The sequence below is a fragment of the Kitasatospora sp. NPDC127067 genome (genome assembly GCF_042724755.1).
Taxonomy (GTDB): domain Bacteria; phylum Actinomycetota; class Actinomycetes; order Streptomycetales; family Streptomycetaceae; genus Kitasatospora; species Kitasatospora lactacystinica.
The window spans coordinates 1-10639 of record NZ_JBHXEM010000200.1 but is presented as its reverse complement, the minus strand read 5'-3'; the positions used below and the strand labels follow the sequence as shown (position 1 = coordinate 10639).

The following is a 10639-nucleotide window of genomic DNA, read 5'->3' as shown; positions in this document are numbered from 1 at the left end:
ACCCGCACATACTAGATTTGTTGTGTTTTGGTGGGCTCTGTTTTTTTTATAACAGACACCCACCTCGCACCTCCACCCGGTCTCACCTGTGGTGGGCCCGGGGCCCCGGCGGGGGGGCCCCCGAGGCAGGGGCGCTCCTCCCCGGCAACCCCGCAGCTCGACACGGGATCCACGGACAGGCCCGACACGACAGGACATCAGCCGGCCGAGGTCCGCTCCCGCGCCGCGCGCCGCCTCCCGGGTCGCAGCCGGAGAAACTCGTTCCGGCGGGTTGCCGGAGCAGGTTGAGCCCGCCGCGCGAGGATCACACCGGCGGCGTGCTCACCGGCTTCCCCGGCTTCCCGCGCCGACACCCCACCACTGTCACTCCGGAGGGCCACACGAGACGGATCAGCCGAGAGACCATCCTGAGGACGGCGACCTTCTGGCTCCGCCCGGCGTTCGCGCTGCGCGTGGTCAGCCGGTTCCAGCGACTCGTGGGCTTCGACCGCTCGATGGCCCTGGCCTCCGCCGCGCTCACCGCCCTGGTGCCACTGGCCATCGTCTGCGGCACCCTCGTCGTCCGCCTGGGCGGCAAGGACGTCGCCCAGCGCGTCATCGACCGCTACGGCCTCACCGGGGGCGGCGCCGAAGCCGTGCACGACATGCTCTCCGCGTCGAACGACTGGGGCGCCACGGGGCTCTTCGGGATCGCCTTCCTCCTCGTCTCGGTGCTGAGCTTCGCGCGGGCCGCCCAGCGCCTGTTCGAACAGGACTGGGAGCTGGAACCGCTGAGCGTCCGCAACACCGTGAACGGCCTCAAATGGATCGCGCTGCTCGCCGGGTACGCCGCGCTGAGCAGCTGGGTCCACGCCACCCTCGACCGCGGGCCGCTGGGACTGGTGGCGGACGTCGTGGAGGCACCGCTGACAGCGGCCTTCCTCATCTGGGGCGGCCGGCTGCTGTCCGCGGGCCGGATCCCCCGGCTCGACCTCGTGCCGTTCGCGTGCATCGCGGCGGTCCTGCTGTCCGGCTACTCGGTGGCCATGGGCGTCTACCTGCCGCGCCTCTTCAACGCCTCCACGGACCGCTACGGCGCGATCGGCGCGGTCTTCGCCATGCTCTCCGCCCTGTTCGGAGCCATGCTCGCCACCGTGGCCTCGGCTGCGCTCGGACGGGAGGTGCGGGACGAACTCGACAGGATCGGGCGCGGCGAGCGCCCGCCGGACGACGAGGTCCGCCAGCAGTGGGACACGGTGCTGCGGCTGGCGCGGTCGCGCTGGCAGACCACGCGCGGCCACGGCCTCCTGGGGCGACTGCCCCGGAGGCACTGAGCGCCTGGCGCCCCTCGCCCCGGGTGGGCGAGGGGCGCTGCGGGGTCGGGGCGGTCAGGGGCCTCGGTTACCTCTCGACCATGAAGGAGCGGGGGTGCGAGTTGAACCTGACCGAACGGCCGGCGGGGACGTTGAACAGCAGGCTGGTGCAGTCCTCCCGCCAGTAGAAGCGGACCGCGCTGTCTGTCGCGTTGTTCACGCCCGACAACGGCCCCTGCGCCTCCCTCGGCACTTCGTAGCAGCCTGCGGGCGGGTCGACGTACGGCACGCCCGGGCCAAGGCCCGACCCGTCAGGGAAGATCACGTTGTAGAACGTCAAGGTGCCCGTGGCGGCCTGGGCGGACGTGGGGACGGCTACGGCCAACGTCCCTGCAGCGATGAGAGTGCCGAGCGTTGTGACGAGTCGTCGCATGATGAGACCTCCTGTGCGCAGGGGTGCCGGACGCATCCCGCGATCGCTGCCAAACGTAATGGGATGTGCGCGAATCGTCACCGGCGTGAAGAGGTGCGAACGGCGCGAAGGCTGCGGCTGCGCAAGGGCTCGTGCGGCGGGCGGCCACCGGGCTTCGACGAGCGGCGGTACAAGAAACGCAACACCGTCGAACAGGCCATCAACAAGCTCAAGCACGCCAGAGCGGTGGCCACCGGATACTACAAACGCGGCTACGTCCACCTCGGCACCATCACCGCAGCCACCCTCGTCATCTGGCTCCGCACGTGATCGACCGAACAAGTCCTAGCTAGGAGTGGTGGTCGAATTCGCCGGCTTTGAGGCCGTGGAGGAGGGCGGCGAGGGTGGTGGGGGTGGTGCGGAGGATGAGGTGGCCCTCGTCGGACTCGCGGAGTTCGATCGCCCCGGCGACCGCGCGGACCTCCACGCACGCGTTGTTTGCACCGGAATAGCTGGACTTCTGCCAGGTGGACTCAGGCATTGTTGTCTTCCGTTTCCATCCTGACCGGGGACCTTTGCCTTCGCGGTGCGGTGGTTGCGCCCCTCGCCCGGGGTGGGCGAGGGGCGCTGCGGGGTTGGGGCGGTTAGGCGTGGTGGTCGAATTCGCCGGCTTTGAGGCCGTGGAGGAGGGCGGCGAGGGTGGTGGGGGTGGTGCGGAGGATGGTGTGGCCCTCGTCGGACTCGCGGAGTTCGATCGCCCCGGCGACCGTGCGGACCTCCACGCACTCATTGTTTGCGGCGCTGTAGCTGGACTTTTGCCACTCTGGACTACGCATATGTGCGGTTCACATCCTCCATGACGGATCGAATGAAGTCACGTGATCCTTCTTCGGAGAGTGCTGTGGAGTCCAGGCGAGAGAAGATCGCCCGGTGCTTGGCCAGGTCCGCCGGGGAGTCGAAGAAGAGTGCACCTTGGGTGACGTCCATCTGGATGGTGTCCAGCTCGGGGACGGGGCCTTCGGCGAACGTGAGGTTCTCGCCGGAACCGGGGAAGGTGTCGACGGCAAAGGGCACGACGCGAACTGAGATGCCGGGCTGCTCGGAATCGTCGAGCAGCGAACCGAGCTGGCCGATGAGGACCTTGAGGCCACCGAACTGCATCCGCAGTGCGGCCTCGTGGATGAACACTTGGAGAGGAATCGCGCCTGAGCGAACTACCTCTTGCCGCTTGATTCGGAAGGCCGTCCTGGTGTCGATGTCTTGTGGGGGCAGCGGAGGAAAGATCCGTGCGAACACGGCCGAGGCGTAGTCGCTGGTCTGCAACAGTCCGGGAACGTAGGTGGTCGTGCAGATTGTCAGCCGCTTGGCGCGGTTCTCAAGCTCGGCCACCTCAAGGAAGTCGATGGTCAGGGTGCCGCGGAACTTTTCCCACCATCCCTTCTCCCGCTCCAGCGCCATGTCAACGAGGGCGTTGATCAGCGGCTGGTTGACGCAGTTGCAGGCCGCGGCCAGGGTTCGCAGGCGCTCGGGGCTGACGCCGATCTTCGCCTTCTCCATCTGCGTCATTTGGCCAGGGCTGATGCCGAGGGTGCGGGCGAGCTGGCTGCCGCCGAGCTCGGCTTGCTCCCGCATTCTCCGCAGCTCAGCGCCAAGTCGCCGTTGACGGAGGGTCGGGTTGGAGCGAAGGGGCATGGCGTCCTTTCGGCCGGTGCTGGGGCCAGTGTGCCGCGCTGGCGACGTGCAGGTCCATCTGCGAGCCACACGATAGAGCGAATTTTTAGGTGTGAGCCTAAAAACTCAGGAGATGGTGCGCTATGGTCGATCTCACACCGATCCGACGGATCGTCAGTAACGCCTGCTAGCAAGCACCGCAGAGCAGCCAAGTCCTTCTCCACCGGCCTGGCTCACGGCGACACATGTTCCGCCGGTTCCTCCCTCACTCACGCCTCGGGAGAACTCCCATGCGTCACATCAACACCCCCACCATCGCCATCGCCCGTCAGACCCTGGGCAACACCATGACCCGCGTCGGCTGGTCCCCCTCCGTCATCTCCGACGCGCAGCTCGCCCTCTGCGAGCTGCTCGTCAACGCCTGGCGGCACGGGGACACCCCCGCCCCGCTCGTCGAGATCATCTCCATCAACGGCTCCCTGCGCGTCTCCGTCACGGACGGGAGCCCGATCCTCCCCGCGACCCCGCCGCTCTCCCTGCTCGCCGAGTCCGGCCGGGGCCTGCAACTCGTCGAGGGCCTCACCCACCGCTGGGGCGTCGACCCCCACGAGCGTGCCAAATCCGTCTGGTTCGAGCTGGACGGCGCCGCGTGATGGCCCGCCGCCACCCGATGCTGCCGACCGACCCCCGGATCCGGCACTACACCGACGCCCACATCAGCACGCTCCTCGCCGAAGTCCAGGACCGGGGGCGGAAGTTCGGCCTGATCTTCCCCTCAGCCGCTACCGACCGGACCATCGACGGCCGCGTCCTCGTCCGCTTCAACACAGCGCCGGCCTCGACCCTGCTCAACCTCCTCGTCCTCCTCCTCGACGCGGAGCGGGACTTCTCGTGAAGTTTCTGATCGGGACGGCCTTCGCCGTCCTCCTCGCCGTCGCGGTCTCCATCGTGGCCCTGGGCGTCGTCAACGCCCTCCGCACGACTTCGCCCGACGAGGACGCCTGACCCCGCCGGCCCCCGCCGCCCGCGCGCCGGGGGCTGCGGCACTGCTCCAGGCCGGCCCAGGGTCCGCCGAACGGGCGGTTCGTCAGGAAACGCCGGACAAGGCGGCATCGGATGCCGGAAGACCGAATGGCTTGCCCCGAGCGAATGATCCTCTTCATCAGGAAGGCTTGCGATGCCATCGAACGTGCCGGACTTCAGGACTCTGCTCCGGGAGACGACGAAGTCGGCCGTGCATCTGGAGATGCGTGATCAGTACAGCGTCGCCGACGAAGTCGACCAGTTCGCCGCGTGGAAGGCCGGGCACCGGTACTGCCTGGAGGACCGGGACGAGTGGTGGCATCCGTTCCACGACTTCGTGGTGGCGACCATTGCCCGTGGAGTGACCGTCCGGCGTGCCCGGATCGTGTCGGAGCCCGTCACCGAGTACATCCGCTACGAGCACTCCCACACGTTCACCAACATCGCGGCCGGTGAGCAGATCAGATGGCTGCCCCGGGCCCGGGCGCTGGACCTTGCGCTGCCGGGAGCCGACTTCTGGCTTTTCGATCGCCGGATCGTGCGGTTCAACCTGTTCACCGGTGACGGTGAGTGGGCTGATCCCCGGAACGTGATGACGCAGGAGCCGGCCACCGTGGAACTGTGCACGAAGGCCTTCGAGGCCGTGTGGGAACGGGCTGTCGACCACGAGAAGTACACCGTCTGAGCCCGTCGACAGACCACCGGGCCATCCCTCTCTCCATCGTCAAGCGCCCAGAACGCCTGGAACGTCTGGGCCACCATCGCAGCCGCCCGCGCGCCGGGGGCTGCGGTACTGCTCCGGGCCTCCCCGGGGGCGACCGGACGGACGGCTCGTCAGACAGCAAAGCGCCTGACAGCTCTTCATGTGCGCGCCAGGATAGGGCCGTCCGGTTGTGCAACTACGCGGAACCGAGTTCCCAGGGAGCATCGTGCAGCCTCTAGAGTTTCTGGGGATCATCCCGAACACCCCGACCGACGACTCGCCGACCATCTGGCGAGACCCCGAGAACGGGGATTTGATCATCCAGTCCTACAAAGCCAGCGAGGAGGATCTTCGGCGCTGTGAGGAGGTCGGATCGATCCCGGGCCACTCCACCAGGGTTCCCGAGCACGAGACCGTGATCAGGCTTCCTGAAGTCATGATCCAGTACATCCTTGCCCTCGGCATGGACGCGAAGGAGTGACGTGACATCGCCTACCCGTGACGGGCTGGCCAAGGCAACGCGTACGGCCGTTCACCTGGAACTTCGTGACGCCTACGGTGCGAGCGATCCCGAGTTCCAGCGTTGGAGGCAAGGCCGTCGCTACGCATTCGAAGACCGACCCGAGTGGTTTCAGGGCTGGGGCGACGCAGTCCAGGAAGCGGTGTCTCGTGGCGTGGTCGTCCGGCGGCTCCGGATCGTCTCCGAACCGGTCACCGACTACATCAGGTACGAACACCACGTGACCTACCTCAACCTCGCGGCCGGCGAGCAGGTCCGCTGGCTGCGGCGGGCGGACATCCGGGACACCGCGCTTCCCGCCAACGACTTCTGGCTGTTCGATGACGCGCAGGCCGTCGTCAACCACTTCACCGGCGACGGTGAGATCAGCCGTCGTGAGGTCGTGTCCGAAGCCGTGGAACCGGGACTGCTGCGGTTCGTCGGTGTGGCGTTCGACTCACTCTGGGAACTCGCTGTCCCGCACCAGGAGTACACGCCCGAGTAGTCGAGTCCATGCGAACGTCCCGCTCATCGAGCGTCCAGCAGGCCCGGAAGATACTGGCTGACCGGCTGCGCGAACTTCGCCGGCAAGCCGAGCTGACCGGGCCTGCGCTGGCCGCCCTCTGTGGTTGGCACAAATCCAAGGTGTCGCGCATCGAGAACGCGATCACCGCGCCTTCCGAACACGACATCCGGGACTGGTGCCGCGCCTGCGCCGCCGATGACCAGGCGGACAACCTGGCTGCGAGCCTCAAGTCCGTAGAGGGCATGTTCGTGGAGTGGAAGCGGATGGAACGCACGGGTCTCAGGAGAGCCCAGGAAGCCGTCCTTCCGCTGTTCGATCGGACCAGCCGGTTTCGCTGCTACCAACCGGGCATCATCCCGGGCCTGTTGCAGACTCGCGGGATCACCGTGTCGGCGGCCGCACAGCGCGTCTGGCTCGGCACCGAGGACGGACCGGGCTGGGACCTCCCTGTCTGAGCCGGGCGCGAGGTACGAGAGGACCCGGCGCTACTTCACGATCAAGGCTCGCGAAGCCATCGCGGCTACGTGGCTCGACTTCTACAACAGGTGAGATCCCTTGGCCATCACGGCAGACCACATCAGCACCACGCTCGCGGCGTACCTCTCCCGCTTCCCCGAGGACGAGGCGAACCTCGCCGTCGCCCTGGGGCTGCTGGCCTCCGGCGACGCGGACGTGACCAGCCGGAAGGAGTTCCGGGGCCACGTCACCGCCGGGGCCGTCCTGGTCAACGACAAGCGGGAGGTTCTGTTCATCCACCACCGTGTCCTGGACACGTGGGTCCCCCCGGGCGGGCACCTGGAGCCCGAGGACACCACCCTGGTCGGCGCGGCCCTGCGCGAGCTGACCGAGGAGACCGGTGTCAGCGCCGAGGGACTCGCCGCCGACGGTCCCCTTCACATAGACGTGCACACCATCCCGGAGAACCCCGCCAAGGGCGAACCGGAGCACCGGCACATCGACGTGCGGTTCCTCTTCCGGACCGGCGGCGCGGTGCCGGTCACCCTGCAGGAGGAAGAGGTCACCGGGTACGCCTGGCGGCCGATCGAAGGCATCGCCGACGAGACGCTGCGGGCCCGGGTCCTGGCCGCGCTGTAGCACTCGGTTGCCCCGCCCGTCCGCACCCCGTGCGGACGGGCGGGACCTCAACTGCTGTCGAGTCGCGCTGAGCGGCCGGCTGCGGTGGTCCCGGCCCGGCCGGGGCCACCGCGACGCGGGTGCGGGTGGTTTGCGCCCTGACCCCTGTGCCCGGGCGGGCCGGGGTGCCGGACACCCCATGGCGCAGGAAGTCGGCCGGTCCGACTTCCTGCGCCGAACCCGTGACGTGGGGCTACGCCCTGCCGCGCAGGAGGTCCGCGATGCGCGCGTCGACCTGCTCGCGGTCGTAGCCGCGCCACCTGATCCGGAACTCCGGCCGCGGCGGCGGTGAACCGGCTTCGGACGGGGCGCTGAGGTAGCGGTCGACCTGCTCGCGGTCGTAGCCGCGCCGGACCAGGTCGAAGCCGCGGAACTCCGGTGATGTCGACACCTTGCGGGTCCTCCGATCCGGCCTGCCCGAGGCAGGCCACTGGGGTCGAGCCCGGTCCGCAGGGCCCACCGGACCGGTTGGCGCGTGAAAGGCGTCAGGCTTCTTGATCTTGTCATATGGATTGCGTCAGGAGCCGCGGGACGGAGAATTCCGATGCCTAGCATCCAACTTCTCCGAGAAGAAGGATGGTTCCGACGTGCCACCCCTGTCCCGTCTGAAACGCGCCCTGGCCTGCGGGGTCGCCGCGGCCGCCAGGCTCTCCGGCCTGACCGTGCAGGCCCAGGCCGCGCCTGCGGCAGCCCCCGTGGACAAGACCTGCGGAACCCCGGCCACGCCGGGCGGCGGCAACTGCATGACCGCGTTGATCAACTCCGCCTTCGACATGATCAAGCTCATGCACAACGCCGCCAACCTCAACAAGCTGGACAACGCGGAGTTCACCCAGAGCACCGCGACGAAGTTGAGTGCGAAGTTCCCGGGATTCAACGTCATGGTGTTCAAGACCGTGGGCACCGACCTGTACGACACCGAGTGGTTCAGGAACGAGTACAAGTCCGACATGAAGGGGGTGCTGCTCGACACCACCTACAAGCTCAACCACTTCATGGACAAGGAGAAGAAGGAACCGTCCGGCTACGACGTGTTCCGGATCTGGGTCTTCCAGGGGGACTCGACCTTCCGCAACCGGGGCGACGGCGGCTACCTGAACTGGGCGTTCACCGGCAACGACGGCGACACCGTCAAGAAGGAGCCGTGGACCTGCCGGTCCGGCACCGCGCGGCCCTACAAGTGCGACGGCGACGTGCGCACCGTCCACTTCCCCTCCCGCTCCGGCTACGGAACCAGGACCGGCAGCCTGACCCCCGAAAGGACGGCGGGCCGCCACCCGGCGAGGAGGCCGGCGCGGACCGTGGCAGGGCTGTTGCACACGAAGTGACGCGGCTCACAGCCGTCCGGCGGTGGGCGTGATCGACTCGGTCGATGCGTCAGCCCTCCATGCCCCGACCTTCACTGATGGTCCGTCACTTCGCCGCCGTCGGCGCCGCCCTGCTGCTCGCGGGCTGCGGCACCGCGGCCTCCGGCGGCACCGCGACGACCGCGGCCTCCGGCGGCGGACCGGAGGCCTCCGGTAGCCCCGGGTCGTGCGGCACCCCGTTGCCGGGCGCGCCCGGCGTGCCGCAGCCGACGGCGCTCGCCCAGGGCGGGGTACGGATCACCGCCGTCGGCCGCACCTGCTTCGAGTACGAGGTGACCAACCCGAACAGCGAACCCTACGACTACACCGTGGTGTTCAACGGCCCCGATCCGAGCCGCGGCGCGGCGGTGTTCGGCAGCCCCGGGTCGGGCGGGGGAGGGAACCTCACCCGGACCGTCACCGGGCTCGCCCCCGGCGCCACCGAGAAGGGGCGGATCGACCTGACCGCGCCCGGCCCCACCGGGCCGGGCTCCCGCCCCGGCGCGCCCACCCTGGGACAGCCCGACAACCCCCACCCGCCGAAGCCGGAGCTCCTCAAGGTCCGCAGCGTGCCCACCGCCGAGGCGCCCAATGCCGGCGGCCCCTGCCCGCCCACCGGCCTGCGGCTGTACGCCGACGAGGGCGACGCCGCCATGGGCCTGCGCGTGGTCGGCCTGCACCTGCGCAACTGCGGCACCGCCGTCGTCACCCTCGACGGCTACCCGCAGGTGCAGCCGCTCGACCTCGACCACAAGCCCCTCGACGGCGTGCGGATCCTGCGCGGCGGCGCCGAGATCGCCTCCGGCACCGGCGCCGACGACCCGCCGCGGAAGATCGCCCTGCGCCCGGGAGAGGGCGCCCGCACCACCCTGGTGTGGCGCAACACCACCGAGGCCGGTGTCGGGGACCCGCTCAACGCCCCCTACGTGCGGGTGCGCGCCACCCCCGACGCGGCCCCCGTCACGGTCGTCCCGGAACTCGACCTCGGCACCACCGGACGCCTCGGCGCCGGCGCCTGGACCAGGGAGGACACGAACGACACGCCGTCACCGCGCCCGGCACCGTGACCGCACTGTGATCGAACCGTCGTCAAGCGCCGCAATCAAGATCACTACGGTACGGCGGTATGTTCCCCACCGATCCTGACCAGCGGCCCGACGACTCCTCACCCCGCCCCCAGCGGGTCTGGCCGCGCAACCTCGCGTTCGCCCTCGCCGCCGCCGCGGTGACCGCCGGCGCCTTCGCCCTGCTGCGGCCCTCCGGCGAGGAGGGCGGGGGATCGGCGGCCCCGTCCGTTTCCGAGTCTCCGTCCGCGTCCGCTTCCGCGTCGGCGTCGGTGTCCGCGGCGGCGTCCGTTTCCGTCACGGCTTCCGCCGCCGCGGCCCGGGCCTCGGCCACCCCGGACGCCTCCCTGCTGCCGCTCGACCAGCTGTTCCCCGTCCAGGTGACGGCGGCCGGCGGCGAGGTCTACACCAGGGTCGGATCGACCGTCATGAAGTCCTGCGTCGAACCGGACTCGGTCGGCCCGCGGCTGATCGGGATGATCCGCGCCTCCAAGGGCTGCCTGGGCGAGCAGATCGCCCTGTACACCGACAGCGCCAAGAACCAGTACAACCTGGCCGTCTTCACCATGGCCGACCCCAAGGACACCGTCCACCTGGTCACCACCCTCAGCATGGCCTTTGACGACTACCAGGTCGGCGCCCAGGCCCCGCCGCCCGCCTCGGGCCTGGCCACCCTGCCCCCGGACAGCGGCATGGTGCAGGCGTTCTCCGGTGCCGGCCGGGCCATGGTCGCGGGCCTGGGCCAGTGGGCCGACGGCCGTGCCGGTGACTACCAGACCCTCGTCGACAAGCACCTGAGCCCGCTGCAGAAGGCGGTCGCCCAGGCCGTCTTCGCCCACGAGTCCGGCCGCTGAGTCGCTGAGTCGCTGAGTCGCTGAGTCGCTGAGCCCGCCGAGCTTCGTCGAGCCCGGCCGTCCGGTCGGGCCGGGCGGTGCGGGACCCGGCGGCCCGGCACGCTCCCCCGTGGCG

17 protein-coding genes are annotated in these 10639 nt (G+C 69.5%); 12 read left to right on the top strand and 5 right to left on the bottom strand.

Annotated features, from left to right (window positions below):
- Positions 1 to 317: 317 nt before the first annotated feature.
- The gene (locus ACFWJ4_RS39300; RefSeq protein ID WP_380553649.1) at positions 318 to 1313 is read left to right on the top strand and encodes a hypothetical protein; all 996 of its coding nucleotides are present in this window, start codon (positions 318 to 320) and stop codon (positions 1311 to 1313) included.
- A gap of 67 nt (positions 1314 to 1380) precedes the next feature.
- On the opposite strand, the gene ACFWJ4_RS39295 is transcribed toward ACFWJ4_RS39300, so the two are convergent.
- Positions 1381 to 1512 (bottom strand): hypothetical protein, encoded by a 132-nt coding sequence (locus ACFWJ4_RS39295; protein WP_380356212.1) that lies wholly within the window; start codon positions 1510 to 1512, stop codon positions 1381 to 1383.
- A 306-nt stretch (positions 1513 to 1818) separates the two neighbouring features.
- Here ACFWJ4_RS39295 and ACFWJ4_RS39290 point away from each other — a divergent pair, with 306 nt between their 5' ends.
- Complete coding sequence (locus ACFWJ4_RS39290; RefSeq protein WP_380553646.1) at positions 1819 to 2034, top strand: hypothetical protein; 216 nt, start codon at positions 1819 to 1821, stop codon at positions 2032 to 2034.
- A gap of 19 nt (positions 2035 to 2053) precedes the next feature.
- Here ACFWJ4_RS39290 and ACFWJ4_RS39285 read toward each other — a convergent pair whose 3' ends face one another.
- From ACFWJ4_RS39285 to ACFWJ4_RS39275, 3 genes are all read right to left on the bottom strand, one after another.
- A complete protein-coding gene (locus ACFWJ4_RS39285) occupies positions 2054 to 2245 on the bottom strand; it encodes a DUF397 domain-containing protein (protein ID WP_380553643.1) in 192 nt (63 codons plus the stop codon).
- Positions 2246 to 2348: 103 nt separating this feature from the next.
- Positions 2349 to 2540, bottom strand: coding sequence for a DUF397 domain-containing protein (locus tag ACFWJ4_RS39280; protein WP_380553640.1), 192 nt, complete (start codon positions 2538 to 2540; stop codon positions 2349 to 2351).
- On the bottom strand, positions 2533 to 3396 hold the full coding sequence (locus tag ACFWJ4_RS39275; protein ID WP_380553637.1) for a helix-turn-helix domain-containing protein: 864 nt from the start codon (positions 3394 to 3396) through the stop codon (positions 2533 to 2535). Before ACFWJ4_RS39275 ends, ACFWJ4_RS39280 begins: the two co-directional genes overlap by 8 nt.
- A gap of 269 nt (positions 3397 to 3665) precedes the next feature.
- Between ACFWJ4_RS39275 and ACFWJ4_RS39270 the strand changes: the two genes are divergently transcribed.
- From ACFWJ4_RS39270 to ACFWJ4_RS39240, 7 genes are all read left to right on the top strand, one after another.
- Positions 3666 to 4028, top strand: coding sequence for an ATP-binding protein (locus tag ACFWJ4_RS39270; RefSeq protein ID WP_380553634.1), 363 nt, complete (start codon positions 3666 to 3668; stop codon positions 4026 to 4028).
- Positions 4025 to 4270 (top strand): hypothetical protein, encoded by a 246-nt coding sequence (locus ACFWJ4_RS39265; protein WP_380553631.1) that lies wholly within the window; start codon positions 4025 to 4027, stop codon positions 4268 to 4270. The genes ACFWJ4_RS39270 and ACFWJ4_RS39265 overlap by 4 nt, the downstream gene beginning before the upstream one ends.
- A 282-nt stretch (positions 4271 to 4552) precedes the next feature.
- On the top strand, positions 4553 to 5083 hold the full coding sequence (locus ACFWJ4_RS39260) for a DUF6879 family protein (protein ID WP_380553628.1): 531 nt from the start codon (positions 4553 to 4555) through the stop codon (positions 5081 to 5083).
- 244 nt (positions 5084 to 5327) lie between these two features.
- A complete protein-coding gene (locus ACFWJ4_RS39255) occupies positions 5328 to 5582 on the top strand; it encodes a hypothetical protein (RefSeq protein ID WP_380553625.1) in 255 nt (84 codons plus the stop codon).
- Between the two features lies 1 nt (position 5583).
- Complete coding sequence (locus ACFWJ4_RS39250) at positions 5584 to 6105, top strand: DUF6879 family protein (RefSeq protein WP_380553622.1); 522 nt, start codon at positions 5584 to 5586, stop codon at positions 6103 to 6105.
- 8 nt (positions 6106 to 6113) lie between these two features.
- The gene (locus ACFWJ4_RS39245) at positions 6114 to 6581 is read left to right on the top strand and encodes a helix-turn-helix domain-containing protein (protein WP_380553620.1); all 468 of its coding nucleotides are present in this window, start codon (positions 6114 to 6116) and stop codon (positions 6579 to 6581) included.
- A gap of 100 nt (positions 6582 to 6681) precedes the next feature.
- Positions 6682 to 7221, top strand: a complete 540-nt coding sequence (locus ACFWJ4_RS39240; RefSeq protein ID WP_380553618.1) for an NUDIX hydrolase — start codon at positions 6682 to 6684, stop codon at positions 7219 to 7221.
- Between the two features lie 232 nt (positions 7222 to 7453).
- Here ACFWJ4_RS39240 and ACFWJ4_RS39235 read toward each other — a convergent pair whose 3' ends face one another.
- Positions 7454 to 7651: a hypothetical protein gene (locus ACFWJ4_RS39235; RefSeq protein ID WP_380553615.1), complete on the bottom strand. Its 198-nt coding sequence runs from the start codon at positions 7649 to 7651 to the stop codon at positions 7454 to 7456.
- Between the two features lie 196 nt (positions 7652 to 7847).
- Between ACFWJ4_RS39235 and ACFWJ4_RS39230 the strand changes: the two genes are divergently transcribed.
- From ACFWJ4_RS39230 to ACFWJ4_RS39220, 3 genes are all read left to right on the top strand, one after another.
- A complete protein-coding gene (locus ACFWJ4_RS39230; protein ID WP_380553612.1) occupies positions 7848 to 8588 on the top strand; it encodes a hypothetical protein in 741 nt (246 codons plus the stop codon).
- Positions 8589 to 8665: 77 nt separating this feature from the next.
- Entirely contained in the window at positions 8666 to 9673 is a 1008-nt protein-coding gene (locus tag ACFWJ4_RS39225) for a DUF4232 domain-containing protein (RefSeq protein WP_380553609.1), read from the top strand.
- Positions 9674 to 9732: 59 nt separating this feature from the next.
- Positions 9733 to 10524, top strand: coding sequence for a hypothetical protein (locus ACFWJ4_RS39220; RefSeq protein ID WP_380553606.1), 792 nt, complete (start codon positions 9733 to 9735; stop codon positions 10522 to 10524).
- Positions 10525 to 10639 lie beyond the last annotated feature (115 nt).